This is a genomic window from Antarctobacter aquimaris (assembly GCF_900184945.1).
Taxonomy (GTDB): Bacteria; Pseudomonadota; Alphaproteobacteria; order Rhodobacterales; family Rhodobacteraceae; genus Maliponia; species Maliponia aquimaris.
Window position 1 is genome coordinate 64,102 of sequence record NZ_FXYF01000001.1, and the last position, 26,445, is coordinate 90,546.

At 68.9% G+C, this 26,445-nt stretch carries 20 protein-coding genes; 4 read left to right on the forward strand and 16 right to left on the reverse strand.

Annotated features, from left to right (window positions below; genetic code table 11):
• Positions 1-3: 3 nt before the first annotated feature.
• The 10 genes from pufL to MAA8898_RS00325 all read right to left on the reverse strand — a co-directional run bounded on the left by pufL (position 4) and on the right by MAA8898_RS00325 (position 9,024).
• The gene (gene pufL, locus MAA8898_RS00280) at positions 4-843 is read right to left on the reverse strand and encodes a photosynthetic reaction center subunit L (RefSeq protein WP_094018973.1); all 840 of its coding nucleotides are present in this window, start codon (positions 841-843) and stop codon (positions 4-6) included.
• Between the two features lie 141 nt (positions 844-984).
• Positions 985-1,152 (reverse strand): light-harvesting antenna LH1, alpha subunit, encoded by a 168-nt coding sequence (gene pufA, locus MAA8898_RS00285; protein ID WP_094018974.1) that lies wholly within the window; start codon positions 1,150-1,152, stop codon positions 985-987.
• Between the two features lie 10 nt (positions 1,153-1,162).
• Positions 1,163-1,312 (reverse strand): light-harvesting antenna LH1, beta subunit, encoded by a 150-nt coding sequence (pufB, locus tag MAA8898_RS00290; protein ID WP_094018975.1) that lies wholly within the window; start codon positions 1,310-1,312, stop codon positions 1,163-1,165.
• A 123-nt stretch (positions 1,313-1,435) separates the two neighbouring features.
• Positions 1,436-1,663: a cytochrome PufQ gene (gene pufQ, locus MAA8898_RS00295; RefSeq protein ID WP_094018976.1), complete on the reverse strand. Its 228-nt coding sequence runs from the start codon at positions 1,661-1,663 to the stop codon at positions 1,436-1,438.
• Positions 1,664-1,666: 3 nt separating this feature from the next.
• Positions 1,667-3,166 (reverse strand): chlorophyllide a reductase subunit Z, encoded by a 1,500-nt coding sequence (bchZ, locus tag MAA8898_RS00300; RefSeq protein ID WP_094018977.1) that lies wholly within the window; start codon positions 3,164-3,166, stop codon positions 1,667-1,669.
• Between the two features lie 100 nt (positions 3,167-3,266).
• Entirely contained in the window at positions 3,267-4,829 is a 1,563-nt protein-coding gene (gene bchY / locus MAA8898_RS00305; RefSeq protein ID WP_094018978.1) for a chlorophyllide a reductase subunit Y, read from the reverse strand.
• Between the two features lie 108 nt (positions 4,830-4,937).
• Positions 4,938-5,954: a chlorophyllide a reductase iron protein subunit X gene (locus MAA8898_RS00310; protein WP_094018979.1), complete on the reverse strand. Its 1,017-nt coding sequence runs from the start codon at positions 5,952-5,954 to the stop codon at positions 4,938-4,940.
• Entirely contained in the window at positions 5,951-6,892 is a 942-nt protein-coding gene (gene bchC, locus MAA8898_RS00315) for a chlorophyll synthesis pathway protein BchC (RefSeq protein ID WP_094018980.1), read from the reverse strand. Before bchC ends, MAA8898_RS00310 begins: the two co-directional genes overlap by 4 nt.
• A 128-nt stretch (positions 6,893-7,020) precedes the next feature.
• Positions 7,021-8,148, reverse strand: a complete 1,128-nt coding sequence (locus MAA8898_RS00320) for a methyltransferase (RefSeq protein WP_094018981.1) — start codon at positions 8,146-8,148, stop codon at positions 7,021-7,023.
• A gap of 3 nt (positions 8,149-8,151) precedes the next feature.
• On the reverse strand, positions 8,152-9,024 hold the full coding sequence (locus MAA8898_RS00325) for a polyprenyl synthetase family protein (RefSeq protein WP_094018982.1): 873 nt from the start codon (positions 9,022-9,024) through the stop codon (positions 8,152-8,154).
• Positions 9,025-9,125: 101 nt separating this feature from the next.
• Here MAA8898_RS00325 and crtD point away from each other — a divergent pair, with 101 nt between their 5' ends.
• Together crtD and crtC are read left to right on the forward strand one after the other, a co-directional pair.
• Positions 9,126-10,637 (forward strand): 1-hydroxycarotenoid 3,4-desaturase CrtD, encoded by a 1,512-nt coding sequence (gene crtD, locus MAA8898_RS00330; RefSeq protein ID WP_094018983.1) that lies wholly within the window; start codon positions 9,126-9,128, stop codon positions 10,635-10,637.
• A gap of 2 nt (positions 10,638-10,639) precedes the next feature.
• Positions 10,640-11,566, forward strand: coding sequence for a carotenoid 1,2-hydratase (gene crtC / locus MAA8898_RS00335; protein WP_503100493.1), 927 nt, complete (start codon positions 10,640-10,642; stop codon positions 11,564-11,566).
• A 103-nt stretch (positions 11,567-11,669) separates the two neighbouring features.
• Here the strand turns inward: crtC and pbpC are convergent, their stop codons facing one another.
• Genes pbpC through MAA8898_RS00350 form a run of 3 tightly spaced genes read right to left on the reverse strand, consistent with a single transcriptional unit; the run spans position 11,670 to position 19,674 of the window.
• Complete coding sequence (pbpC, locus tag MAA8898_RS00340) at positions 11,670-13,697, reverse strand: penicillin-binding protein 1C (RefSeq protein WP_094019435.1); 2,028 nt, start codon at positions 13,695-13,697, stop codon at positions 11,670-11,672.
• Positions 13,694-14,248: a putative glycolipid-binding domain-containing protein gene (locus MAA8898_RS00345; RefSeq protein WP_094018984.1), complete on the reverse strand. Its 555-nt coding sequence runs from the start codon at positions 14,246-14,248 to the stop codon at positions 13,694-13,696. Before MAA8898_RS00345 ends, pbpC begins: the two co-directional genes overlap by 4 nt.
• Entirely contained in the window at positions 14,245-19,674 is a 5,430-nt protein-coding gene (locus MAA8898_RS00350; protein WP_094018985.1) for an alpha-2-macroglobulin family protein, read from the reverse strand. The genes MAA8898_RS00345 and MAA8898_RS00350 overlap by 4 nt, the downstream gene beginning before the upstream one ends.
• A gap of 170 nt (positions 19,675-19,844) precedes the next feature.
• Here MAA8898_RS00350 and MAA8898_RS00355 point away from each other — a divergent pair, with 170 nt between their 5' ends.
• Positions 19,845-22,403, forward strand: a complete 2,559-nt coding sequence (locus MAA8898_RS00355; RefSeq protein WP_094018986.1) for a response regulator — start codon at positions 19,845-19,847, stop codon at positions 22,401-22,403.
• A gap of 16 nt (positions 22,404-22,419) precedes the next feature.
• On the opposite strand, the gene yaaA is transcribed toward MAA8898_RS00355, so the two are convergent.
• The 3 genes from yaaA to MAA8898_RS00370 all read right to left on the reverse strand — a co-directional run bounded on the left by yaaA (position 22,420) and on the right by MAA8898_RS00370 (position 25,765).
• Positions 22,420-23,205 (reverse strand): peroxide stress protein YaaA, encoded by a 786-nt coding sequence (gene yaaA, locus MAA8898_RS00360; RefSeq protein WP_094018987.1) that lies wholly within the window; start codon positions 23,203-23,205, stop codon positions 22,420-22,422.
• A gap of 65 nt (positions 23,206-23,270) precedes the next feature.
• A complete protein-coding gene (gene recQ / locus MAA8898_RS00365) occupies positions 23,271-25,331 on the reverse strand; it encodes a DNA helicase RecQ (protein ID WP_094018988.1) in 2,061 nt (686 codons plus the stop codon).
• Between the two features lie 140 nt (positions 25,332-25,471).
• Positions 25,472-25,765 (reverse strand): YggT family protein, encoded by a 294-nt coding sequence (locus MAA8898_RS00370; RefSeq protein WP_094018989.1) that lies wholly within the window; start codon positions 25,763-25,765, stop codon positions 25,472-25,474.
• 130 nt (positions 25,766-25,895) lie between these two features.
• Between MAA8898_RS00370 and MAA8898_RS00375 the strand changes: the two genes are divergently transcribed.
• Positions 25,896-26,435 carry an acyl-CoA thioesterase gene (locus tag MAA8898_RS00375; protein ID WP_094018990.1) on the forward strand — a complete coding sequence of 180 codons (540 nt, stop codon included), beginning with the start codon at positions 25,896-25,898 and terminating at the stop codon, positions 26,433-26,435.
• Positions 26,436-26,445 lie beyond the last annotated feature (10 nt).

Sequence of the window (26,445 nt, forward strand, 5' to 3'; positions counted from 1 at the left end):
GGATCACATCCCCAGGTTGGAGCCCCAGATGGGCAGTTCGAGCCACCAGTTCCACCATTCCGGCCATCCCTTGGTCCAGACCGGCCCCGAGATGATGATGCAAACCGCCGAGAAGAAGACCGCGTTGATCGCCAGCAGAAAGCCGAGCCGATGGATGCCCAGCGTGCCGACCGAGTAGCCGATGAAGTCGCGAAAGAAGGTGTCCTCGTGGTCGGGCGTGAGCATGATCTCGCCCTTCTCGGGGTTCGCCGCCGACAGGATCAGGCCACCGTGCAGCGACAGCGCCAGCGTGGTGGTGAAGAACAGCGTCACCGCCAGCATGTGCGCCGGGTTGTAGTGGAAGTGCAGGTAGGCGTAGCCGGTGTTGCTGACCCAGTCGAGGTGGCTGAAGATGCCGTAGGGGAATCCGTGCCCCCAGGCGCCCATCAGCAGCGGCCGGAAGATCACCAGCGTGACATAGGCCAGGATCGCAAAGCTGAAGGCGAAGGGCACATGATAGCCCATGCCAAGCTTGCGGCAGATTTCGACCTCGCGCAGCGCCCAGCTGACGAACGAGGCGGTGGCGCAGATCGTGATGAACTGCCACAGCCCGCCCTCGTTCAGCGGCGCGATGCCCAGCCCGTAGGACAGGTCGGGCGGCGCGATATTGATGAGCCAGGGGTTGAAGGTGCCCTGCTGGGCCGCTCCCCAGAAAATCAGGATTGTGCCCAATGAGGCAAAAAAGGCGGTCGTGACCCCGAAAAAGCCCACGTAGAAAGGGCCCACCCAGAAGTCGAACAGATCGCCGCCGATCAGCGTCCCCCCGCGGACGCGATACTTTTTTTCGAAGCTGAGCAACGCCATCTTCTTGTCTCTCCGCGTTTGGCGGCTCGTTCGGCGGTGGGTGCGTGACCCTGGTCCTCAAGCCGTCGTGTCAGTTGGATTTGCCGCGGGCGAAACGGGCCGCCCGCAGCAGTCTTTGTGAAAGAGCGTGAGGCCCGTGGCTCAATCGGATGCTGCGGCGCGTGCCGCGGCGGCGTTCTCGAACCAGTTCACACCGTTCGAGAGCACCACCAGGTGGATCATCACTGCGAGCAGGAAGAGGAAGACACCCTGTGCCACGAACACACGGCGCGGATCGAATACGAGCCAAATCTTGTAGAATTTTGCCATATCCGTCTCCTCAGAACCACGGTGCCCAGATGTAGGTTGCCAGGTGGGCAACCACTGCGACCGCCGAGAACAGCCAGAGGCCGCTCATGTAGACGGAATGCAGTTCCTGGGCCTGCTCATCGGTAAGACCTGTGAAGGACAGGTCACCATTATCAGACATGTACTTTCCTCCGGAACGTGTCGTCTGACGCCGCACCCCCTGCGGCCGGGGTCGACAGGCATGCGCCCGCCGGTCTGTCCGCCACGGGGGCGGGCAGGTCGTGTCGGTCCGATCGGCCTGCGATCAGAGCGAAAACAGAAGCGGCGTGATCCGGTCGGCCTCGGCCCAGGCGCGGGCCAGCGGGCCGCGCAGGTTCAGCGTGTGCCGCCGGGCGATCTCGAGGATCCAGTCGACCGCCGCAAAGGGCAGCGCCGCGATGAAGATCAGCGCGAAATAGGTGTAGAACTCGGCCCCCCGCCGGCGCGGTGCGTGGTGGTGGGGACGCGGGGTGTTCGACGTGACGTCGGCCATGGATCAGACCTCCTCTGGTGAACTGTGTGCGCCGGTGCGGGCCGGCGTCGGTTTCCTTGGGGCGCTGTTCAGCGCCTGGACCGTCTCGACGACGACCCGGTCCGCCCCCTGTTCAAGGGCGACTTTCTCGGCGGCATCGCGCAACTGCTTGGCCGCCGAGATGCGGGTGAGAACGGGGTGCTGCGAGACGATGCGGTCCAGTTCCATCTGCGCGTCGGCGTCCCAGGGCATGTCGCGGCGCAGGCGCGTCGGCGTGGCCGAGGCCGCGTCCATCTGGGTGCCCAGCGGCAGGATGTGGAACAGCGCGTCGAAGAGGCCGTTGCAGACCTCCTGAAGGATGTAGGTGGCGCCGCCGTAGCCCATGAAGGGCGTGCCGGTGTGGCGGCGGATCGTGGCGCCCGGAAAGCTGGCCGGGATGAAGGCCGGCGCCGGGCCGTGACCGGCCTTGAGCTCGGCCAGGTACATCTTTTCGTTGATCGACCCCATGACGATCAGCGGTCGGTGTTCGGCCATCAGCGCGCGGGTGCGGTCGTTGTCGGTCTTGGCCCCGGCGCATCGCGCCACGGCAAAGGCGCAGGGCAGGCCCAGGTCGCCCTCAAGATAGTGCCGCACGCCACGGGCATAGGTCTCGTTCGCGACGATGCCGAAACTGGCGGTGGCAAAAAAGTCCTGCGTGACCGAACGCCAGAGGTCCCAGACCGGCTTGATGGTCGAATGCTTCTCGCGCGCGATGAAGGGCTCGGGGTCCAGCCCCAGCATCTCGCCCAGCTTGCGCAGGAACCTGGTGGTCGAGTCGATGCCGATGGGCGCTTGCAGGTAGGGCTTGCCCAGCACCTCGGCGAGGCCGCGTCCGAACTCGCGGTACATGCAGATGTTGACGTCCGCATCGACCAGGTGGCGCATCTCGTTCAGGTGCGCGCCCAGCGGCATCACCATGTTGACCTCGGCGCCGATCCCTTCGACCAGGCGGCGGATCTCGGCCAGGTCCGAGGGCATGTTGAACACGCCGTACATCGGCCCCAGGATGTTGACGCGCGGCCTGGCGTCGTCGGGGCGCCTGGTCTCCTTGGGCATCCGGCCCTTGGTCATGCCGAACTCGGTGAAGATCCAGGTCATGGCGCGGTCCGCCGCTTCCCACTGGTCCTCGTCGATGGTCCGCGGCAGGAAACGCTGGATGTTGGTGCCCTGCGGCGTGACACCCCCGCCGATCATCTCGGCAATGGAGCCGGTGACGACAACGGCGGGCAGCGCCGGGTCCAGCGACTTCCACGCGCGGGCCATCGCGTCTTCGGTGCCCTTGCCCATTTCCTCTTCGCCAAGGCCGGTCACGACGATCGGAAGCTCGTGCGGCGGCAGCGCGTCGGTGTAGTGCAGCACCGAGGTCACCGGCAGGTTCTCGCAGCCCACCGGGCCGTCGATCACCACTTGCAGGCCCTTCACGGCGGTGAAGGCATAGATGGCGCCCCAATAGCCGCCGGCGCGGTCATGATCCTGGATCAGCATGAGGCGCCCCCTCTGGTCCGGGTGCCAGAAAGGGCTTTGGAAAGCCCTTTCCAAGGCGCTTCAAAGCGCCTTGTTCCGCGGGGTGTCACCGGAAGCGCCCTCATATCATCCGCTCCGCTTGGGCCGCGCGCGCCTGCTTTTCCAGTTTCTTGAGGTAGCGGGCGCGGAACTCCGGCTGGCGGTTCGGTTCACCTTCCCAGATGCCGGCGGTCTCGCCTTCGCCGACGCCCTCGAAAAAGGCCTTCATGCCCTCCATCCGGCCCTTGTTGCCGATGGCCGCATTGACCACCTGCGCAAGGCTCCCGGCCCCGGCGGGGCCCATCAGCGGCCGGGCCGAGATCAGGTTGGTGAAATACAGGCCGGGCAGGCCCAGCGTCTTGGCCTTCTGCACCACGGGCGTGGTGCCGATGGCGAGGTCAGGCTTGATCGCCTCCATCGCGGCGCAATCATCCTCGAGCGAGGCGCGGTACTTCACCTTGACGCCATGCGCCTCCAGCCAGGCGGCGTCATGCGCATTGTACGGCGTCCTGGGGCAGGCCGTGCCGACGTAGGGCACCTGCGCGCCGCTTTCGATCAGCAGCCGCGCGACCAGAAGCTCGGAGCCTTCGTAGCCCGACAGGGTGATCGTGCCGTCGATCCGCGCACCTGCCAGCGCGCCCTTGATGGCGGGCAGGAAGGCGTTCTGCGCCGCGGCCACCCGTTCGGCCGCGATGCCGAAGGTCTCGCCGATGCCTGCCAGCCAGTCGGCGGTGCCGTCCACCCCCACGGGGGCCGAACCGACGACCGGGCGGCCAGCGGCTTTGAACTCGCGGATCGCGGCGGTGTAGAACGGGTGGATCGCCGCCACGGCGCCGCAATCGAGCGCGGCATAAAGCTCGCGCCATTCGCGGCAGGGCACGACAGGCCCGGCGGCCAGGCCCATGGGCGCCAGCATCGCGCCGATCATCATCGGGTCGGCCGGGAACATCTCGCCCAGCAGGGTCACGGTGGGCCGGTCGGACCGCCCGCCTTCGGGGGCGGCGACGGGGCCGGCCTCGATCTCCTTGCGGGCGTAGTTCAGCATCGCCCCGGCCAGCACGTCCTTGGCCTCCGCATGGGTCGGCACGCCGAAACCGGGCACGTCGATGCCGACGATGCGCACGCCGTCGATCTCGTCCGGCAACAGCCGCAGCGGCACGCCCGAGGCGGTCGGCACGCAGAGGTTGGTGACGACGATGGCGTCGTACTTGTCGGGGTCGGCCAGCTGGTGGACAGCCTCGCGGATGTCCTCGAAGAGCTTGCCGGTGACCAGCGTCTCGGAGTTGAAGGGCACGTAACCCACCGACCGGCGCGCGCCGTAGAAATGCGACACGAAGGTCAGGCCGTAGACGCAGCAGGCCGAACCCGAGAGCACGGTCGCCACGCGGCGCATCCTGAGACCCACGCGCAAAGAGCCGAAGGCCGGGCACATGCTTTGCGGCTTGTCGTGCGGGCCTTGCGGGTAGTCGCGCGCGAACTGGTCCAGCAGTTCGGACTGGCCGGCCATGCGGGCCGCCTGTTCCATCTCCGATCCGGAATGACAGCCGAGGCCGGGCGCCTCTTCCGTGGCGGGCAGCGGGTCGGCGCGGCCCTCCGCTTTCAGAACCTCCACTTCGCCCGCATCGTCGTAGACCTGTTCGCTCATGTCGCTGTCCGCCCGTCGTCCCTGGAGTTCTTGCTATCCTCGAGAAGACGCCGCAGCGGGTCGGGCGTCGCCCGGTCCAGCATCCTGCGGATCTCTCGCCGGGGGGTGTCAGGCGTCGTCATAGACAACCTCCAGGCTTTCCTTCGACTTGGCGTACTTGCCGCGCATGTCGGTGTCGGTCGCCGGTTCCAGCACCACACCCGCGCCGGTGTCGGAGCCGTCGAACAACCCCAGCAACCCGTCCTGATCCAGCGGGCGCGGCCGCACCGGTGGTGCTGCGGCGGCGTTCATGCCCAGTTCGGCGAACAGCGCGCCCCACTTGCTCTGCGCGGTGCCGACAATCTGGTAGTTCGCCGATTTCTTGCGCAACTCGTCATCGGCGGGGATGGAGGCCAGCACCGGGATGCCAGCCGCCGCGGCAAAGGCCTGCGCCTCGCCGGAACCGTCGTCCTTGTTGATGACCAGCCCGGCGATGCCGACGTTACCGCCCAGCTTGCGGAAGTACTCCACCGCCGAGCAGACGTTGTTGGCGACATACAGCGATTGCAGGTCGTTCGAGCCGACCAGAATCACCTTCTGCGCCATGTCCCGCGCGATCGGCAGGCCAAAGCCGCCGCAAACCACGTCACCCAGGAAATCGAGCAGCACGTAGTCGAAATCCCAATCGTGAAAGCCCAGCTTTTCCAGCAGTTCAAAGCCATGGATGATGCCGCGCCCGCCGCAGCCGCGACCGACCTCCGGACCGCCCAGTTCCATCGCAAAGACGCCATTGCGCTTGAAGCAGACATCGCCGATCTGCACCTCCTCACCCGCCAGCTTCTTGCGGGTCGAGGTCTCGATGATCGTCGGGCAGGCCTTGCCGCCGAACAGCAGCGAGGTGGTGTCGGATTTCGGATCGCAGCCGATCAGCAGCACGCGCTTGCCCTGCTCGGCCATCATGCAGCTGAGGTTGGCCAGGGTGAAGGACTTGCCGATGCCACCCTTGCCGTAGATCGCGATGATCTGCGTCTTTTTCGTCGGCTCTGCGTGCTGGATGTCGGCGAGATCCGCGTGGGCCTCGTCGCGCAACCGCTGGTCGAAGGCCTTGAGGCTGGGCGCCTCCTTGCCGGTCACTTCGTCCTTCATGCGACGTTCCTCCAGTCCAGGATCATTTTCAGGCAGGTCGGGTCCTCGAAGGCCGTCGCATAGGCGGACGGCGCGTCACTGGCCCCGGCGGTGTGGGTGATGAGCCCCTTCAGCGACAGCGCGCCTGCGTCGATCAGCGCGCGGGTGGCGGCCAGGTCGCTGCGGTTCCATTCGGCGGCGATGCGAAAGCGGGCCTCCTTCATGAAGGCCGGCGGAAAGGCAAAGCTGAGCGGCTGGGTGTAGAACCCGGCCAGCACGATCTCGCCGCCCCTGGCGATGCGGGTCACGAGGTCGTTCAGCAGGCCGCCGTTGCCGGAGGCGTCGTAGATGGCGCGGTAATCGCGGCGCGTGTCGGTGTCGGGGCGGATCACCTCGTAGCCCGTCGCGCCGGACATGCGGCTGGCGTCAATCTCCCAGACGGTGGGCGCGGGTGCGCCGCTGGCCAGGGTCAGCCGTGCCAGCAGGCGGCCCAGGACACCGTGGCCGACGATCAGGTCCGGCACCGCACGGTCGATCCCGGCCATGGCGTGACGGGCGGTGGCGGCCAGCGCCAGCAGCGCGCCTTCGGCGCCCATGCCGCCGTCGACCCGGACGACCCGGCCGGCATCGGTGACCATGCCGCGGGCAGCACCACCGAACAGGCCATGCGCGCCGTCATAACAGTTGGCACCGGGGACAAAGACCGTCTCACCGACGGCAAAGCCGCTCTCGGCACCGGCCTCGACCACCTCGCCAAAGGATTCGTAGCCCGGCACCAGCGGGTAGCCCATGCCCGGAAAAGGCGGCATCTGGCCGGACCAGAACAGCTTTTCCGTGCCGGTGGAGATGCCGGAATGGCTGATCTCGACCACGAGGTCATTCGGACCGGGATCGGTCAGGAACAGGCGGTCAAGACCGAGGTCCCTGGGGCCGTTCAAGAGGACGGCTGTCGTGTCCATGTCGTCACCTCCCGGTCCTGCAACTCGAATCGTCCCCAAGCTGGGTGACGCCGCGTCGTCTGCCTCTGTAAGTCTAGCCTTACACTTCTAGTTGTCAATCAATACTGACATATCGTTACCCGATACTGTCAGGAAGACCTGACAGCCACCACCACGGCGGTCACGTAGGGGCGGCGCGCGCGGGGCTGCCGGATCTCCTGGAACCCCGCCGCCCTGCACAGCGCCGCGATCTCGGCCTGCGACCGGGTGCGCCCGGTGCGCATGGCCAGCGTGTAGAAGGCGAAATAGACATCGGTCTGTGGATCGGGGCGGGCGCCGCCGGACATCGGCTCGGACACGATCAGGCGGCCGCCCGGGGGCAGCGCGTCGTGCACCGCGCGCAGCAGCTTGACCACGGTCTCGTCGGCATGATCGTAGAGCACCCGCACCAATGAGATGGTGTCAGCCCCGCGCGGCAGAGGGTCATCGCGGAACGATCCCGGCTGGATCGTCACGCGCGCTGTCAGCCCCGCCTCGGCAAGGCGCGCCTGCGCCCCGGTGACGACAGCGGGCAGGTCGAACAGCACCAGCCGCGCCTGCGGGGCGGCGCGCGCCGCCTCGACCAAAAAGACCCCGGTGCCGCCGCCCACGTCCATCAGGCAGCAGGTGTCCTTCAGCGGCACCTGCGCCAGCGTGTCCTGCGCCACCAGGCGCTGCGACTGGGCCATCAGGTCGGAATAGGTGGCGGTGACCTCCGGGTCCACCGCCCCCGCCGCGCCAAAGACATAGGGCCAGAACGCCGCCAGTTCGGTCTGCGTCTCGCCACGCAGCAGGGCGACGGGGTCGCCCATGTCGCGGTAGAACGCGCCGTGATGGCGGATCATCGCCTCCAGCCCCGGCACCCCGGTCAGCGCGGCCCCCTGGCGGGTCAGCGCAAAACGGTCGCCGCGCTTGCGGCGCATGAGGCCCATGGCGGCGCCTGCCTGCAACAGCAGGCGCATCCGCTCTTCTGGGAGACCGCAGTAGCGCGCGAGGGCAGAGACCTCTTCGGGGCCGTTCAGCAGGCGGCGCGGCAGGTTCAGATGAACCAGCGCCAGCAGCGCCTGAGACCGGACAAACCCCTGAACCAGATCGAAAATCATCGCGCCATCGCGCCGGGCCACGCCCCGCGCGATCGGCCAGCGGCTGGCGCGGCGCTGAAAGCCGGGCGAAGCGATCAGCCGGTTCAGCCAGCCCGCCCAGCGTTTGCGCCCCAGCTCTGGCGTGGTGTCGGCCACGGGTCAGGCCCGCTGCGCGGCGGTGGGCTGCGGCATGATCTTTTTCGCGGTCAGGGTGACCATCTGCGCCAGCGACGCCTCGCCCGGACAGGACGGGATCGACGAGATCGCCCCGGCCAGGATGTTCTTCAGCCGCTCCGTCGCGCCGCCGACGCCCAGCTGCGCCACCGCGCTGGGGCGGCCATGGCGGTCGTCCTGGCCCACCGGCTTGCCCAGTTCGGCCTCGGAACACAGCGCGTCGCGCAGGTCGTCCGCCACCTGGAAGGCCTCACCGATGCGGTCGCCCAGGTCGAACCAGGGCTCGGCGTCCTGCCCGGCGGCAATCGCCCCCATCTGTGTCGCGGCGATGAACAGCGCGCCGGTCTTGGAGCGGTGATAGGCGGTGAGGTCGATCTTGGCCTCGCTCTCCCAACCCTGCCCGGCGCAGATCCCGCCCGGCATCCCGGTGCGCTGCGCCAGCGTCACGACCAGCTGCGCGGCGCGCATCGGATCGACCGCCGCCGCCCGGCCCAGCACCTCGAAGGCCAGCACGATCAGGCTGTCGCCGGTCAGCACCGCCAGCGACTCTCCGTAGGCGCGGTGGACCGAAGGCTTGCCCCGGCGAATCTCGGCGTCGTCGAAACAGGGCAGATCGTCGTGCACGAGGCTGGCGCAATGAATCAATTCCAGCGAGGCGGCAGCGGCATCGGCCACCTGCGGGCGGTCGTCGCCGCAGGCCATGGCCACCGACATCAGGATCGTCGGCCGGATTCGCGCGCCCCCCGGCGTGCAGGCATATTCCAGCGCCTCGGACAGCTGCCGCGGCGCGGCGCCCGTCCCCTGGCCCAGCGTTATGGCCCGCATCACCGCCATGTCGATCCGTTTCGTCAAGCTCATCGCCCAGGTCCTCGCCGGTTTGCGCCGTTTTGTCATCTCAACATGACGCCGTTGTGTAAATTAGACTGGACACATTTCCGGAACGAGTCAAGAATTCGGATATGAAGCCCGTGGCCCCAGCGACATTCGACAGACGGCAGGTGCTGGTGATCGGCGCCGGTGTGGGCGGGCTTGCCTGTGCGCTGCGGCTTCAGGCGGCGGGAATGCAGGTCACGGTGCTGGAGCGTCACGCGACGCCGGGCGGCAAGATGCGCACCCTGCCCTCCGCCGCCGGGCCGGTGGACGCAGGGCCGACAGTGCTGACCCTGCGGCCGGTGTTCGAGGACCTGTTCGCAGCCTGCGGCACGCGGCTGTCCGACCATGTCACGCTGATCCGGCAAGAGGTGCTTGCGCGGCACTTCTGGACCGATGGCAGCACGCTGGACCTGTATGCCGATCCGCGGCGCAGCGCGCTGGCGGTGCAGGACCTGTGCGGCAAAGGCGCGCGTGCCGAGTTCGAACGCTTCTGGACCGAGACGGAACGGCTGTTCGACACCTTCGACGGCCCGATGATCCGCGCCGCAGAGCCGTCGCAGCTGACCCTTGCGGCCGAGGTGCTGCGGCAACCCTCGCTGCTGCGCGCCATGGCGCCGCGCGCGACCCTGGCGCAACAGCTGGCGCGGCGCTTTTCCGATCCCCGGCTTGCGCAGCTGTTCGGGCGCTACGCCACCTATGTCGGCGGTTCGCCCTACGAGGCCCCGGCGCTGCTGTCGCTGATCTGGCAGGCCGAGGCGCGCGGCGTCTGGTACGTCGCCGGCGGGATGCACAGGCTGGCCGAGGCGATGGCGCGGCTGTTCACCCGGCTGGGGGGCGTGCTGCGGACCGGCTGCCATGTCGCCGGGATCACCGTCACGGATGGCGCTGTCCGTGGGGTGACGCTGGCGGACGGCACACGGATGTCGGCGCCCACCGTGGTCTTCAACGGCGACCCGCGGGCGCTGGCGACGGGGTGCCTTGGCCCCGGCGTGACGCGGGTGGCGCGTCGCACGGCCAAGGACGCACGCAGCCTGTCGGCCCATGTCTGGAGCTTTGCCGCCCGCACCTCGGGCGCGCCGCTGAAGCATCACAACGTCTTTTTCGCCGCAGATCCCCGGTCGGAATTCCGCGACCTTGCCCGGGGGAGGATGCCGGCGGAGCCCACGCTCTATGTCTGCGCCGAGGATCGCGGGGCCGAGGCCCTGCCCGGCGGCGTCGAGCGGTTCGAAATCATCCTGAACGCGGCCCCGCTGACCACGGCCCGGGCCATCGACCCCCACGAGGAGGCGATCACATGTCACCGACGGACCTTTCGGACACTGGCCCGTTTCGGCCTGCGCTTCGATCCCGAGCCGGGGCCGGAGAGCCTGACGACACCGGAGGGCTTCGACCACCTGTTCCCGGCGACGGCCGGATCCCTCTACGGGCAGAGCCCGCATGGGCTGACGGCGGGGTTGCGGCGGCCCAGGGCGCGGACGGAGGTGCGCGGTCTCTACCTTGTAGGGGGTGGGGCGCATCCGGGGGCGGGGGTGCCGATGGCCACGCTCTCCGCGCGGCACGCGGCCGAGGCGATCTCGCTGGACCTCGCTTTGACCTGAGGGTGCCGCCGAACGGCTATGCCTGGTGGTATGTCGACGGGATCTCGGACTGCGGCAGGCGGGCGGTGTCGGTCATCGCCTTCATCGGCTCGGTGTTTTCGCCCTGGTATCGCTGGTCCGGGCGCCGTGACCCGGACAACCACGTCTGCATCAACGTGGTGACTTACGGGCCGGGGGGCAGGTTCTGCATGACGGACCGGGGGCGCAGGGCGCTGCGGCAGACGCAGAACGGGTTCACTGTCGGGCCGTCGTCGTTGCGCTGGTGTGGCACGCGGCTGGAGATCGAGGTGAACGAACGCGCCGCACCGCCGCAGATCGGGCGGCTGGTGGGGCGGATCGTGGTCAAGCCAGTGGCCTTGACCGGGGTGGAGCTGCCCTTGACCGGCGACGGCGCGCATGTCTGGCGACCCTTTGCCCCGGTGGCGGACATCGACGTCGACCTGGAGGGCACTGGCTGGCAATGGTCCGGGCACGGGTATTTCGACGCAAATTTCGGGGTGCGGGCGCTTGAGGAGGATTTTTCCTACTGGACCTGGGGCCGCTATCCCCTGTCCGGTGGCGCGGCCTGTTTCTATGACGCGGTGCGGATGGACGGCAGCGTGCTGGCGCAGGCGTTACGGTTCGACCGCTCCGGCGCGGCCGAGGTCATGGACCTGCCGCCGCGTGCCCGGCTGGCGCGCAGTCTCTGGGCGGTGCGGCGCGAAACGCGGGCGGATGAAGGCTACCGGCCCCGGCAGGTGCTGGGGATGCTGGATGCGCCGTTCTACACCCGGTCCGCCGTGCAGACCTGTCTGGAGGGTGAGGAAACGGTCGGCGTGCACGAGGCGCTGGACCTGCGACGCTTTCGCTCGCCGCTGATCAAGCCGATGCTGGCGGTCCGGGTGCCCCGGCGGGCGCGCTGGACGTTCCGCGACGCGGTGCCGGTCTGACCTGATCCGGGCGTGGCAGGGGGCGCTGCCCCCGCCGCCCCTGCGGGGCGACTCCCCCGGGAGTATTTGAACAGAGAAGAAGCCTGGGCCGCGCGCGGGCAGGCTATTGCAGTTCGATCGAGACGCGGCCAGAGGCGCCCAGCGCGTCGATCACCGACAGCGTGGTAAAGCCCGGCCCGGTGACCGGGGCCAGGAATTCGGGGCGGCGCAGGCCGGTGGCGAGCACGGTGCCGTCCGCCATCACCGTATAGGACGGCACGCCGCCGCGCAGCTTGACCGGGATGCCCGCATCACTGACGGCCAGCCGCGCGCCTTCGGGCGGGAAGGTCAGGTGCAGGTCCGGCGCGCTTGCGCGCGGGCCGAAGCGTTGCAGTTGCTCGGGCAGTTGCGCGCGCGGGACCAGCAGGGTTTCGGGTGGCGGTGGCGGCAGCGGCTCCAACCGGGGTTCGGCCCGGCCCAGCGTCTCGAACAGGAGCGGCGCGGCGAGGTCGCCGCCAAAGGCGCCGGGGACAGGCGTGCCGTCCGGGCGGCCGATCCAGACACCGGCCACGTGGCGGCCCGTCCAGCCCAGCGCCCAGGCGTCGCGGTGGCCGTAGGAAGTGCCGGTCTTGTAGGCGATGCGCCCCGGCGGGCCGGCGGAGGCGGGCGGCGTCAGGCCGGACAGGATGTCGCCGACCTGCCAGGCGCTGGCCCGGCCGAGGATACGGCGCGGCGGCAGCGCGGCGTCCGATATGTCGCGGTCGGCGCGCCATTTCAGCGGGATCGCCTCGCCGCCGCGGGCGATGGCGGCGTAGACCTGCACCATCTCCTCGAGCGTCAGGCCGACCCCGCCCAGCGCCAGCGCGAGGCCGGGCGCGCCGCCCTGGATGCCCGGTTTCACCCCGGCGCTTTGCAGCGCGGCCATCAGGTGCGCGGGGCCCAGCGCCTCGGTCAGGCGCACCACGGGGATGTTCAGCGACAGTTGCAGCGCCCGGCGCACCGAGATCTCGCCGCGGAATTCGCCGTCGAAGTTCTGCGGCGCGTAGCTGCCGAACTGCACCGGCGTGTCGAGGATCAGCGTTTCGGGATGCGCGAGTCCCCGGTCGAAGGCGAGGCCGTAGACCAGCGGTTTCAGCGTCGAGCCGGGCGAGCGTTGCGCGCGGGTCATGTCGACGAAACCTTGCGCCATGGTGTCGGTGTAGTCGGGTGAGCCGACGGAGGCGAGGATCTCGCCCGTCTGGTGGTCGGCCAGCACGATGGCCAGCGACAGCCTCTCGTTTCGGCCGGCCATGTAGCGGCGGGCGAGGTCCTCGAGGCTGGCCTGAAGGGTCTTTTCCAGGGTCAGGTCGTGCCGGCCCGGCCCTTCGGCCAGGGCGCGGTCGGCCATGTGCGGGGCCAGTTGCGGCATCAGCTGGCGGCCCAGCGGGGCGGGGTCCAGTTGATCGGTGCGGGCGGAGTCCATCGGGATCACGCCGGCGTTGGCCATCCGCTCCAGCACGCGGTTGCGGGCGATGCGGGCGGCCTCGGGATAGCGGTCGGGGCGGCGGCTGGTGGGGGCCTGCGGCAGGGCCACCAGCAGCGCCGCCTCGGCCGGGGTCAGGCGGGCCGGTTCCTTGCCCAGCCAGATCAGCGTCGCGGCGCGCACGCCTTCGACGTTGCCGCCATAGGGCGCGAGCCGCAGGTACAGCGCCAGGATCTCGTCCTTGGTCAGGCGGCGTTCCAGTGCCAGGGCCAGCCGCATCTGGCGCAGCTTGCCCTGCCACTGGCCGGTGGTGCCGTCCTCCAGCAGCCGCGCGACCTGCATCGTCAGCGTCGAGGCGCCCGACACGACCTCGCCATGCCGCAGGGCCTGGGCCACGGCGCGCAGGGTGGCGCGCAGGTCGACGCCGTGGTGGCTGTAGAACCGCTTGTCCTCGTAGGCGATCAGCATGCGAAAGAACAGCGGGTCCACCTGGTCGGGCGAGACCGCCATGCGCCAGATGCCATCGTCGATGGTGTAGGCGCGCAGCAGGTCGCCGTTGCGGTCGCGCACCTCGGAGGAGGTGGTGTGGACCAGCACCGGGATTTCGGTCGCGTCGATGAAGGCGTCAAAGCGGTCACGCGAAAAGGCGGCGGCCCAGAGCACCACCACCAGGCCGAGCAGGCGTTTCACGGCGCCGCTTCCCAAAGGCCGGGGTACAGCGTGACAAAGCCGTTGGTGTCCACGGCCAGGTGCGTTTCGTAGCCGGTTTCGACGGCGGTGTAGCGCACCAGCCCGCCCCGTTCGCGCGTGTAGGTCTGCCGCAGCGGCGTCACGTCGGGGCCGGGAAAGCGCAGCCAGGCCGATGTCGTCTCCATCCGGCCGACCTCGGGCAGGCGATTGATCGGCAGCAGGTTGGTGGCCGGGGTAAAGCCCAGGTCGATGTCCTCGGCGCCGTCCAGGTCCGGACGGGCGGCGCCATTCAGCGTCCAGCCCTCGGCGCCGCGTGCAAGGCGCAACGCCACCGGCGCGCCGGCGTGTTCGCCGGTGATGTCGGCGCTGGAGGTGCGCCAGTCAGCGCCGGTGCGAATGACGTAGTCCAGCGCGGCCCAGCCCTGCGCATCGCGGAACCGGGCGTGCCCGACCAGCATCCAGCCTGCGCCGATCCGGGCGAGACGGCACTTGTCCTCGCCGTCCCGGTCCAGCGCACGCCAGTGAATCGTCGCGACTGTCTCTCCCGTCATGGCAGGATCGTCACGCTGCCCGACGCGGTGTTCGCCCGGTATTCGGGACGATACATGTCCTCGACCAGCGCCGCCGGGTGGTGGAATGTCCCCGGCGAGACGGCGCGCACGATGTAGGCCAGTTGCAGGCTGCCCTGGTCCCCCCGGTCGAGCGCCGCAAGGAAGCGGTCCGAGCGGAACTCGGTATGGGTGGCATCGGCCAGGGTCAGCCAGTCCAGCGCCCGGACATCGCCCGCGCGCAGCAGGTTCGGGTTGTCGATCTCAAAGCCCGCCGGCAGCGCATCGTCGACGATCAGCCGCGCGTTTTCCTTGTCCGAGGGCAGGACCGTCAGCACCGTGACCAGCCGGTCACCGGCGCGGATCTCGGTCACCGGGTCGCCCGTCAGCGTGTAGTAGTCGCGCGTCAGGGCGTAGCCGTAGCCGGTCGCCTCGGTCGCGCCCGACGGCTTGCCCAGGGTGGTCAGCGTGATGTCGGTCGGCTTGTCCGAGGTGTTGGTCAGCGTGACCGGGTCGGTCAGGTCGGCGGCCCCCATCCGGCGCACGAAGGGCCCGCTGAGCGCCTCGCCGTTCAGCGCCAGGCCCGAGACGGTGGGATCCTGCACCATGGCGTGCGCCGCCAGCAGGGCCCAGGCCTTTTCCTGCGTCGACAGCGGGCGCGAGACGGCCGAGATGCGGCGCACGATGTCGTTGCGGTCCAGCCGGTCCGAGCGTGCCTCGACCGCCAGCGCCAGCATCCCGGCGGCGTCGCGCAGGGTGCTGCCGTAGTCCTCGCGGTAGCCGTCGACCTGCGACGCCGGGATCGCCGCAAGGCGGGCGGCGGCGCGGCCGAACATCGCGTCGGCGCGCGGCTGGTCGCCGTAGCTGGCCAGCGCCGCGCCCAGTTGCGCCTGCGCCAGCGGGGTGGCAAAGGCTTCGGCCCGTTCGTCGGCGTAGTAGCGCAGGTCGCCCATGGCTGCCGCGCCCTCGCGGGCCAGCACCATCAGCGCATAGGCGATGTCCTCACCGCCCTTGTCGAAATCGGGCGCATACGCGATCCGGTTGCGCAGGTTGTCCAGCGCGTTACGCCAGGCAATCTCCGGCACTTCGTGGCCCGCCGCCCGGGCGCGGCCCAGGAAGTCGGTGACATAGGCGTCCAGCCAGAAGTCGCCCGACCACGCCCCCCACAGCCCGAAGGCACCGTTGGAGGCCTGCCGTGTCAGCACCTGGGTGATCGACTGTTCGATCCGCAGGTCGATGCGGTCCTTGCCGCCCAGGCCCAGCGGTTCGGCGATGGCCGACAGGTACAGAAGCGGCAGCGCCTTGGAGGTCACCTGTTCGGTGCAACCGTAAGGATAGGCGTCAAGCGAGGCCATCATCCCCGGCACGTCAAAGCGCGCCAGCGGCCCGGCCGAGACCAGCGCCGAGGCACTTTCGGCCCGCAGCCCGGCAAACACCTCGGTGTCGAGGGTAAAGGTCTGCCCGGCGGCCAGTTCCAGACGGCGGGTGGTGCCGATGTCGGGATCGTTGGCCCGCACGCCCAGGGTCAGCGTCTTGGTCAGGCGCTGGCCGTCGGGCGCGGTCAGCGCAATCTCGATCTTGTGGTCGCCGACCGTGTCGGCGGTCAGCGGCAGCTCCAGCGCCTGTTTCTCGCCCTTGGCCAGGGTCACGGCGGCGGGCAGGATCGCGGTGTCGAGGGTCACGCCATCGGTGGTCACCTCCAGCGGCATCGCGCCGGCGTCGCCCTTGACGTGGGTGAATTCCAGCAGCAGGCGGCTCTGGTCCCCGGGGGCCAGGAAACGCGGCAAGGAGGCCGAGATCACCACCGGGTCGCGCACCAGCACATCCGCCTCGGCCGAGCCGACGCCCTTGGGCGACCAGGCCACGGCCATCAGCCGCACGGTGCCGTTGAAGTCGGGGATGTCGAACGACACCTCGGCGCTGCCGTCCTCGCCCACGGGCACGAGGCCCGAGAAGAAGGCGACCATGGCCTCGGTCGGCGGGGGCGATTGCAGGCGCATGCCGGCGTCGCCGTCACCGCCCGACCGGATGGACCCCATCGCGCCGTTCATGCCGTCGATCAGGCGGCCATAGATGTCGCGCATCTCGACACCCAGCCGGCGCTGGCCAAAGTAGTAGCCCGCCGGGTCCGGCGTGTCGAAGCCGGTCAGGTTCAGGATGCCCAGGTCCACGGCGGCGACCGTGACATAGGCGGTTTCGCCCGGGGCGACGTTGTCGATCATCACCTTGGCGGTCAGCGGGCTGCGCGGTGCGATTTCCTCGGGCGCGTCGAAGGCGACGTTCAGCTTTGCGTCGCCCGGATCGACGGCGGCATGGGTCAGGCCCAGCGCACGGGCCGGGTTCTGCCCGGCATTCACGTCCATCGGGCGGATCACCTGCGCGGTCACGTAGACCCCCGCGCCCCAGTCCGCCGTCACCGGCAGGGCCAGCGTGGTCTCGCCCTCGGTCACGTCGACGGCCTGCATCGAGATCACGCGGTCGGCCAGCACCGTCACCAGCGCCTTGCCGGCGTAGCGCGGCACCATGCGCAGGGTTGCCGTCTCGCCCTCGGCATAGGCGGGCTTGTCCAGCGACATTTCCAGCATGTCGGGCGCATCGGCGGCATCCGCCGGGGCGTACCAACCGGCCGAGAAGGCCATCGAGGACGACAGGTAGGCGCCGTCCTTGCGTTCGACCACCACCTCGTAGCTGCCCCAGTCCACGTCGGCGGCGATCACGAAGGGGTCGACCCCCAGCGTGCCGTCGCCACGCGCCACGGTTTCGCGGCTGGTCACCGGCTCCCAGTACCAACTGCCGTAGCTCTGATACCACTGGTAGCGGGTGTTCACGCGGTTGACCTGCCAGGCGATCTCCATCTCCTGCGCCTTGAGGTCCGGCCCCACGGCGATCACGCTGAACCGCGCCTCGGCCCCTTCGGCGAAATCCTCGGCCGCGGGCTTGATGCCGATCATTGGCGTCGGCGAGGCGACCGGCCGGACGATCTGGCGTTCCACCGGGCGGCCCGAGGCTTCGGACAGGCGCAGGGTAATGGCGGCCTCCATCGGGCGGCCGTTCGGGTCGATGTCGGGCATCGGCAGGGCCAGCTGCGCGTTGCCGGTGACATCGGTGGTCAGGTCGGGCGGAAAGCTTTCGATCCGCACGTCGCTGTCGTCGTCATGGCGGCCAAAGCGGTAGCCGGGGAAGGTGTCGATCACAGTCCGGGTGGCCAGCCGCAGCTCGCCCTCGATCCGCAGGTCCGCGCCCGGCGCACCGAACAGGTAGCGCGCATCGACGTTCAGCAGCGGCGGCGACAGCGGGTTGATCGGACCATCCGGCAGGTCGAGCGCAAAGTCGATCCTCTCGGGCACGAAGTCCTCGACCAGCACGGTTTCCGAGCTCAGCGCCGCGCCCTTGGGGTCGGCGTAGACGGCCACGCGCCAGGTGCCGCGCGGCACCGAGGGCGCCAGCGGCAGGGTGAACACATGCCCGCCCGAGGTGCCGCCGTCCGAGATGTGGCGCGAGTATTCCACGCCATCGGGCCGGGTCAGCACCACGGTCAGCGGCACGTCCGTCACGGCATCGGCGCGGGCGTCGCGCAGCAGGGCGGTGACGTTGATCTCTTCGCCGGCGCGATAGGCGCCGCGGTCGGTGGCGATGAAGGCATCCAGCGGACCGGCGGGCGCGCGGCCGGCGACGCCCCGGTCGGACAGGTCAAAGGCCGGGTCCTTGAGCGACAGAAAGGCAAGGTCCTCCTCGCCGCGCTTGGCCATGACCAGCGCGGGGGCGGTGCCCGCGGTGCCGCGCAGCAGGCCCGGCGCAAAGCGCGCCACGCCCTCGGCATCGGTGGTCACCGTCTCGAGGATGCGGTTGGCCGAGGCCAGCAGCGACACCTCCAGCCCCGCCATCGGCGTGGCATCGCCCAGGTTGCGGGCAAAGACGGTCAGCCCGTCGGTGCCCTGGAGCGTGGTCAGGCCGATGTCGGACAGGATGAACCACTGCGTCGCGCGGTCGTCGTCGCCGTTCTTCGGGTCCGGCACGGCGGCGGTCAGCGCATAGATCCCGGCGGGCAGGTCGCCCAGCGCCTCGCCCAGCGGCAGGCGGGTCAGCATGTCGGCGTTCAGGCGGTTCTCGACGACGCCGGTGCCGCGCCAGACCTCTTCGGCCAGCGTCTCGGCAAAGTAATCCTCGTCGTAGCGGCCCAGCGGGCGGCCGAAATAATCGTCGCGGATCGCCGCCACCAGATTGCGGTCGGTGACGCGGCGCAGCACCAGGTCGACCTCTTCGAGGTTGACCGTCTCGATCGGCAGGCCCGCATCGGCGGTGCGCGGCAGCACGTAGGCGCGGCCCGGAAAGCTGACCCTGGGGGTGCGGTCGCTGACATAGGCGGTGATCGGAATGTCGCGCACCATTTCCTCGCCCGACTGCGCGGGCAGGCCCGAGCGGAAGGTGATGGTATAGCGCGACCCGTGTTCGACCCCGGTCACGCAAAGCCGCTGGCTTTCCTGCACCACGGCCAGGCGGGCATCGGGCAGCTTGACGTAGGGCGCGTAGTCCTGCCCCGCCCGCACCAGCGGTTCGTTGAAGGTGGCACAGATGCGCGGCGCGGCGGTGTCGGCCTCGACCACGTGTTCCTCGACGCGAAAGCCGTATTTGCCCACCGCGTCGTCCAGCAGTTCGGTCACGTCGGCACGGCCGCCCAGCGTCTCGGCCAGGCGCAGGGCCGGGATCATGTCGCGGCCGCGGTTCTCGATCTCCAGCGCAAGGGCCAGATCGTACAGCGCGGTGATGCGCAACGCGTCATCCTCGGCGCGCAGGTAGCCGTTGATCGCCGCCAGCATCGCCCGGGTTTCCGAGCGGGCCTTGTCCGCGCCCTGCTCGCGCTTGGCGTACAGGGCGTTCCACTGGCCATACTGCACCCACAGCGCCGGGTCGTCGTTCTGCGCCAGCGCGGAGCCGGTCCAGTGGATGGCATCGCGCAGGTTGCCCGATTCGCGCGCCTGCGTCGCGGCATCCAGCAGCGCGGCCACCGTGTAGCGGCCGCCGGCGTGGCGGATGGCGATGTCCATCGCTTCCTTGCGGGCCAGTGCGATGTCGTCGTCGGACAGGAAATCCAGCTCGGCCCGCCGGGTCTGCGCCAGGTCGCGCAGCGTCTGTGGCACGTCCACCGCCCGCCCCGAGATCGCGCCTTCGTAGGCAGCGCGGTCCGTCACGGCTGACTTCGGGAAACAGGCATTGGTCCGGCTGTTGAAGGTGAAGGCGATGCAGTCGGGCCGGTTCAGGCAGGTCTGCTGACAGGCATCGTAGGAGCTGTCAAAAAGGCTTTGCAGGTCATTCCCGGTGTAATCGATGTCACGGGTCACCACGAAACGCCTGTCGGGCACCGCTTCCTCGGCATGAACGGAAGACAGACCGACAATGGCCAGTGCAAGGCCCAGAGCAAAACGACGCATCAAAAGCTCCCTTCGGATCAATGCCTCCCATCTTGTCATGCGACATGTCGCAAAACAACGATTCGGCAGGTCCGGGATACCCGACCCCGCCCCAGCGTCGCATGGGAGGGATTTACAGGATGTTCACCTTGACGCTGCAAGAGTCGGACGAGTCTGACGGAGGGCTTTGAATGAACCTGGCCGAACGCCTGGCAGAGGAGCGGCGCGCGCGCCTCGCCGCGGAACGTTTGCTGGAGCAGAAACAGGCCGAGCTCTTCGAGGCGAACCGCAAGCTGGGCCGTCATGCGATGCAGCTGCGCAACGAGATCCAGGAGACCCGCACCGAGGTCAAGGTCGTCCGCGACGAGAACCAGCGCGTCATGCACCAGCTGGGCGAAGCCACGCAAAAGATCGAGGTGGTGACCGAACAGCTGTGGAGCGCGCTGGAAACCATCCGCGACGGCTTTGCCATGTGGGATGAGCAGTACAATCTCGAACTGGCGAACCCGGCCTACCTGCATGTCTTCGAGGGGGTCGAGACCATCGCGCCCGGCGCGTCGTACCGCCACGTGCTCGAAATCCTGGTCCAGGAGGGGATCGTCGATCTCCAGGGCGAGGCGCCCAACGCCTGGATTTCGCGCATGCTGAACCGCTGGGAGCTGGACCCGATCCCGCACGAGACCCTGCGCCTGTGGAACAACCGCTTTGTCAAGCTGCGCGACCGCCGCCTGCCCGACGGCGGCATCGTCAGCCTGGGTGTCGACATCACCGACCTGATGCGCATGTGGGCCGCGGTCGAGGAAATGCCCGACGGCTTTGTCATGTACGATGCCGACGACCGCCTGCTGATGTGCAACCAGCAGTACCGCGACGTCTACAAGGCCAGCGCGCCAGCCCTGGAACAGGGCAATACCTTCGAGCAGATCCTGCGCTACGGGCTGGCGCACGGGCAGTACGCCGAAGCCGTGGGCCGAGAGGAGGAGTGGCTCGAGGAACGGCTGGAGGCGCACCGCCGGACCGAGACCGAGCTGGAGCAGCAGCTGGAGGACGGTCGCTGGCTGCGGGTCTACGAGAGGGCCACCCGCGACGGCGGGCGGGTCGGCCTGCGTGTCGACATCACCCAGATCAAGGAGGACCAGAAGCGCCTGAAAGAGGCGATGATCCGCGCCGAGGCGGCGAACCGGGCCAAGTCGTCCTTCCTGGCCAACATGAGCCACGAGATCCGCACGCCGATGAACGGCGTCGTCGGCATGGCCGACCTGCTGATGGACACCCAGCTGTCCGAGGAACAGCAGCTGTATGCGGACACCATCCGCAGTTCCGGCGAGGCGCTGCTGGTCATCATCAACGACATCCTCGACTACTCCAAGATCGAGGCCGACAAGCTCAAGCTGCACCCCGAGCCTTTCGACCTCGAACGCGCGATCCACGAGGTGGTCATGCTGTTGCAGCCGACCGCGCGGGACAAGGACATCTCGCTGCTGATCGACTACGACATGTTCCTGCCGACGCGGTTCATCGGCGACGCCGGCCGGGTCCGGCAGATCTTGACCAATCTCCTGGGCAACGCGGTGAAATTCACCGTGCAGGGGCATGTGCTGGTGCGCGTGGTGGGGATCCCCGAGGGCGAGAATTCCTCGGCCATCCACATCACCGTCGAGGACACCGGCATCGGCATCCCCGAGGACAAGGTCCAGGACATCTTCGGCGAATTCAACCAGGTCGAGGACGAACGCAACCGCAAGTTCGAGGGCACCGGGCTTGGCCTTGCCATCACCCGCAAGCTGGTCGAGCTGATGGGCGGCGAGGTCTGGGTCGATTCGGAGCTGGGCAAGGGCAGCTGTTTCGGCATGCGCATCCTGCTTCCGGCCGAGGAACCGGCGGTGTTCGAGACCGCGCAGCTGCCGCCGCACCTCAAGAACGTGCTGGTGGTGGACGACCACAGCGCCAACCGCGCGATCCTGTCCAAGCAGCTGGAGATCCTCGGGCTGAAGGCCGGTTTCTGCAAGACCGGGTCGGAGGCGATCGACCGCATCTGCGATCGCCCGGACCTGCTGATCATCGAATGCGATCTGCCCGACATGACCGGCCAGGACCTTGCCGCGCAGGTCGGCAGCGGCACGCAGAGCATTCCGGTGATCCTGTTGGCCGACAACCCCGCGCAGGTGCGCCCGCGCCCGGATGTCGCCATCGCCGCGGTGTTGCAAAAACCGGTGCCGCGGCGGGCGCTGTTCGCCGCGCTGGAAAAGGTCGGCGCGGCCTACTACGGCGCGACGCCCGCCATTCCCGCCCCGGCCGACCCCGTCGATGCCCCCGCCCCGGCGGAGGCAGAGCCGCCCGTGCCGATCGACCCGAATGCCCCGCTGGACGTGCTGGTGGCCGAGGACAACAAGACCAACCAGCTAGTGTTCCGCAAGATGGCCAAGGATTTCAACGTCACGCTGCGGTTTGCCAACAACGGGCTGGAGGCGGTGGCCGAGTTCCAGAAGAAACGCCCCGAGATGATCTTCATGGACATCTCGATGCCGCAGATGGACGGCAAACAGGCCACGCGCGAGATCCGCGCGCTGGAGGCGGGCGGCCCGCCGGTGCCGATTATCGCCGTCACCGCGCACGCCATGTCCGGCGACCGCGAAAGCATCCTGGAGGCCGGGCTGACGGACTACCTGACAAAACCGCTGCGCAAGGCATCGCTGGCCGAAAAGATCGACCTCTACAACCGCCGGACGGCCGGGCAGGCCGCCGAATGACGGGGCGCTTGGTGGATCAGGCCGACAGCGCCTGTGCCTCGGCCGGACGCAGAAAGGCGGGACGGTCGGGCTCGGACAGGTCAGGCTCAAAGCGGTAGCCGCCCAGGTCGAACTCCAGCAGGCCCGCCGGGTCGGTCAGACGACGCTGGACGATGTAGCGCGCCATGGCGCCCCGCGCCCGCTTGGCGAAAAAGCTGACGATCTTCGGACCGGCCGGCTTGTCCTCCATGAACTGCGGCGTGATCACCCGCAGCTTCAGCGCCTTGTCCGGCACCGCGCCGAAATATTCCTGGCTGGCGCAGTTCACCAGCACGCCGCTGCCCAGCGCCTGCCCCTGCGCGTTCAGCGCCTTGGCGATCTGGTCGCGCCAGTAGTCATAGAGGCTCGCCCCCCGCCGCGTCTTCAGCCGCGATCCCATCTCCAGCCGGTAGGCCTGGATCGCGTCCAGCGGTCGCAACAGGCCATAGAGGCCCGACAGGATCCGCAGGTGATCCTGCGCCCAGGCCATCTCGTCCGCGTCCAGCGACCCGGCCTCCAGCCCCATGTAGGTGTCGCCGGCAAAGGCCAGCGCGGCGGGGCGCAGGTCCTCAGGGCCGGGCGTGTCCGAAAAGGCGCGGAACCTGTCGCGGTTCAGGCGGGCAAGGTCATCCGAGAGGTCCATCAGCCCCTTGAGGTCCGTCAGGGTCAGGTTGCGCGCGGTCCTGGCCAGCCGCTGCGCGTCCGCCTCGAACTCCGGCGCGGTCATCTCGACCTGCCGCTCCTGCCAATCCAGCCGCTTGGCCGGGGAAATCACCACCAGCATGGGTTGCCTCCGCTTGTCCTCTTGCCACCCGATCTAGGGCCGGACAGGGCCAAGGTCCACCCGCCTCAGCCCTGTGCCGCCTCGCGCAGCACCTCGTGGAAGGCCGCGCCAAAGCGTTCGGCGCGCCGGTCGCCCAGGACCCGGTCCAGGTCTTCGCGGTCCACGGGCGGGCGTTCGGCCAGTTTCGCCAGCATGGCCGCCGTGCAGGACAGCGGTTTTTCCGTGCCGTCCGCGCCGCGCACCAGCGCCGCCTGCGCTTCCAGCAGGGCATCGTAGACCGCGCCGGTGCCACTGGCCGCCAGCTTGCGGCGGCGCGGGTGCATCTCCTCGGCGCTGCCGTTCAACACTTCGAGAAAGGCGCGGCCATACCCTTCCAGCTTTTTCGCGCCGACGCCGTTGATCCGCGCCATGTCGTCCAGCGTGGCAGGTCGCCGTTCCGCCATCTCGATCAACGTCTTGTCGTTGAAGATCATGTAGGGCGGCAGCCGGGCCTCCTTGGCCAGCGAAGTGCGCAGCGCCTTGAGGGCCGAGAACATCGGCGCATGTTCCTCGCTGACCAGCGCCTTGACCGCCGGGCGCCGCTCGGTCGCGTTGGTCATCGCGTCGCGGCGCAGCGCGATCTCCTGCTCGCCGCGCAGGATCGGCAGGGCGCGGTCGGTCATGACCAGCGCGCCGTGCCGCTCGGAATCCGGGCGCATCAGGTCATGGCCCATCATCTGCCGGAACACCGCCTGCCACTGGCCCTTCTTCAGGTCCTTGCCGACGCCGAAGGTGGGCAGCTTGTCATGGCCACGGCTCAGCACCTTGTCGGTCTCGTTGCCCAGCAGGATGTCGATCAGGTGCCCCATGCCAAAGCTTTCGTCGGTGCGCAGCGCCGCCGACAGCGCCTTGCGCACCGCCTCGGTCCCGTCGAACAGCTCTGGCGGCGCGTCGCAGAGATCGCAGTTGCCGCAATTGCCCGCCGCTTCGCCAAAATAGGCCAGCAGCGCCTTGCGCCGGCAGCCCTGCGCCTCGGCCAGCCCCAGCAGCGCGTTCAGCCGCCCGTGATCGGCGGCGCGGCGTTCCGGCGGCGCCAGCCCCTCGTCGATCTGCGACCGGCGCAGGCGGATGTCCTCGGCGCCGTACAGGGTCAGCGTCTCGGCGGGCGCACCGTCGCGCCCGGCGCGGCCGATCTCCTGGTAATAGGACTCGATCGACTTGGGCAGGTCGGCATGGGCGACCCAGCGGATGTCGGGCTTGTCCACCCCCATGCCAAAGGCCACCGTCGCCACCACGATCAGCCCGTCCTCGGTGGCAAAGCGTTCCTCGACATGACGGCGGTCGTCCGCCTCCATCCCGCCGTGGTAGTGGCAGGCGGAATGCCCCTCCTCGCGCAGCGCCCGCGCGATGCCCTCGGTCTTGGCCCGGGTGCCGCAATAGACGATGCCGGACTGCCCGCGCCGCGCCGCGGCAAAGCTGAGGATCTGCGCGCGCGGCCCGTCCTTGGGCTGAAAGGCCAGGTGGATGTTCGGCCGGTCAAACCCGCGCAGGAAGGTCGTCGGCACCACGCCGTCGAACAGCCGCGTCACCATCTCCTCGCGGGTTTCCTCGTCCGCCGTCGCGGTAAAGGCCGCCAGCGGCACGCCCAGCGCGCGCCGCAGCTCGCCGATGCGCAGGTAGTCGGGGCGGAAATCATGCCCCCACTGGCTGACGCAATGCGCCTCGTCCACCGCGATCAGCGAGACACCGGCCTGCGCCAGCATCCGCTGCGTGCCGGCGTTGGCCAGCCGCTCGGGCGCGAGGTAGAGCAGCTTCAGCGCGCCGGAATGCAGCATGTCCCAGACGGCGTCGGTCTCTTCGGGCGTATTGCCCGAGGTCAGCGCGCCGGCCGCCACCCCGGCCTCGCGCAAGCCGCGCACTTGGTCGCGCATAAGGGCGATCAGCGGCGAAATCACCACCGTCACCCCCTCCCGGATCAGCGCAGGCAGCTGGAAACACAGGGATTTGCCACCGCCAGTGGGCATGATGGCCAGCACGTTCTCACCCGCCGCCACGGCCTCGACGATCTCGCCCTGGCCGGGGCGAAAGGTCTCGAAACCAAAGATTTCCTGCAAAAGCGCCTCGGCGCCCCCGGCATCGCGCGGCATGGGTCTGTCCTGTCGGATCTGTCTGGACTGCTCTTGACGTGACAGTCTCATACCCGGATTCGGTTGATCAAGCCCTCATGACCACAAAATATGCGATCAACGCCCTGTTTCAGGCGAAACCGGCCCCGGGCAAAGCCGCGTCAGAAGCCGTAGAAGAAACCGGCGTTGTTGCGAAGGATGATCTGCAAGGCATAGACCCCGATCAGCGCGACCAGCGGCGCCAGGTCCAGCCCGCCCATCGCCGGCAGCAGGCGGCGGATGCGCGAATACAGCGGATCCAGCAACCGGTTCAGCCCGTGCCAGATCTGCGCCACCAGCGGCTGGCGCAGGTTCAGCACCTGGAAGTTGATCAGCCAGCTCATGATCACATGCGCGACGATGACAAAGACCACGATGCTGAGGATCATGTTCAGGATCTGAAAGAGCGACACCATGGCCAGGAACCTTTTTCTGCGACGACCGGACCAGACCTATGCGCTTGCGCCGGCAAGGACAAGTGTGCCGCAAGGTCGTGATTGACGCTGGCCGCCCGCGCGCACATCACGGCCCGCAAAGGAGCCCCCGATGTACCCCTTCCTGCGTCTTGCCAACAACATGCGCGCCGCCCGCCGCGCGCCCAGGCTCGGCCTGTTCGAAACCCATGTCTCGGACCACCTGTGCCTGCCCTGGGATCTCGACCTGTGGATGGAGCTCAACAACGGCCGCACCCTGACGCTCTATGACCTGGGCCGCATCCCGCTGGCCCAGCGCACCGGCCTGATCGACCTCATGCGCCGCCGCCGCTGGGGCCTGACCATCGCCGGCTCGGTGGTGCGCTACCGTCGCCGCGTGCGGATGTGGGACAGGATCCGGATCCACTCGCGCGTGCTGGGCTGGGACCGCCGCTTTTTCTACATAGACCAGTCGATGTGGCGGCCGGACGGCACCTGCACCAGCCAGGCGGTGTTCCGCGCCGCCCTGACCGACGATGCCGGAATCGTGACCACGGACCGGATCGCCGCCGCCATGAGTGTCGCGCCGGACAGCCCGCCGCTGCCGGCCTGGGTTCAGGCCTGGTCGGATGCCGAGGACCTGCGCCCCTGGCCCCCGGAACGGCACGGCTGACGGACCCCAG

Bases quoted from the DNA above. Each gene is read 5' to 3' on its own strand.
- pufL (WP_094018973.1), bottom strand. From the start codon at position 843: ATGGCGTTGCTCAGCTTCGAAAAAAAGTATCGCGTCCGCGGGGGGACG.
- pufA (WP_094018974.1), bottom strand. From the start codon at position 1,152: ATGGCAAAATTCTACAAGATTTGGCTCGTATTCGATCCGCGCCGTGTG.
- pufB (WP_094018975.1), bottom strand. From the start codon at position 1,312: ATGTCTGATAATGGTGACCTGTCCTTCACAGGTCTTACCGATGAGCAG.
- pufQ (WP_094018976.1), bottom strand. From the start codon at position 1,663: ATGGCCGACGTCACGTCGAACACCCCGCGTCCCCACCACCACGCACCG.
- bchZ (WP_094018977.1), bottom strand. From the start codon at position 3,166: ATGCTGATCCAGGATCATGACCGCGCCGGCGGCTATTGGGGCGCCATC.
- bchY (WP_094018978.1), bottom strand. From the start codon at position 4,829: ATGAGCGAACAGGTCTACGACGATGCGGGCGAAGTGGAGGTTCTGAAA.
- MAA8898_RS00310 (WP_094018979.1), bottom strand. From the start codon at position 5,954: ATGAAGGACGAAGTGACCGGCAAGGAGGCGCCCAGCCTCAAGGCCTTC.
- bchC (WP_094018980.1), bottom strand. From the start codon at position 6,892: ATGGACACGACAGCCGTCCTCTTGAACGGCCCCAGGGACCTCGGTCTT.
- MAA8898_RS00325 (WP_094018982.1), bottom strand. From the start codon at position 9,024: ATGAGCTTGACGAAACGGATCGACATGGCGGTGATGCGGGCCATAACG.
- crtD (WP_094018983.1), top strand. From the start codon at position 9,126: ATGAAGCCCGTGGCCCCAGCGACATTCGACAGACGGCAGGTGCTGGTG.
- MAA8898_RS00345 (WP_094018984.1), bottom strand. From the start codon at position 14,248: ATGACGGGAGAGACAGTCGCGACGATTCACTGGCGTGCGCTGGACCGG.
- MAA8898_RS00350 (WP_094018985.1), bottom strand. From the start codon at position 19,674: ATGCGTCGTTTTGCTCTGGGCCTTGCACTGGCCATTGTCGGTCTGTCT.
- MAA8898_RS00355 (WP_094018986.1), top strand. From the start codon at position 19,845: ATGAACCTGGCCGAACGCCTGGCAGAGGAGCGGCGCGCGCGCCTCGCC.
- yaaA (WP_094018987.1), bottom strand. From the start codon at position 23,205: ATGCTGGTGGTGATTTCCCCGGCCAAGCGGCTGGATTGGCAGGAGCGG.
- recQ (WP_094018988.1), bottom strand. From the start codon at position 25,331: ATGCCGCGCGATGCCGGGGGCGCCGAGGCGCTTTTGCAGGAAATCTTT.
- MAA8898_RS00370 (WP_094018989.1), bottom strand. From the start codon at position 25,765: ATGGTGTCGCTCTTTCAGATCCTGAACATGATCCTCAGCATCGTGGTC.
- MAA8898_RS00375 (WP_094018990.1), top strand. From the start codon at position 25,896: ATGTACCCCTTCCTGCGTCTTGCCAACAACATGCGCGCCGCCCGCCGC.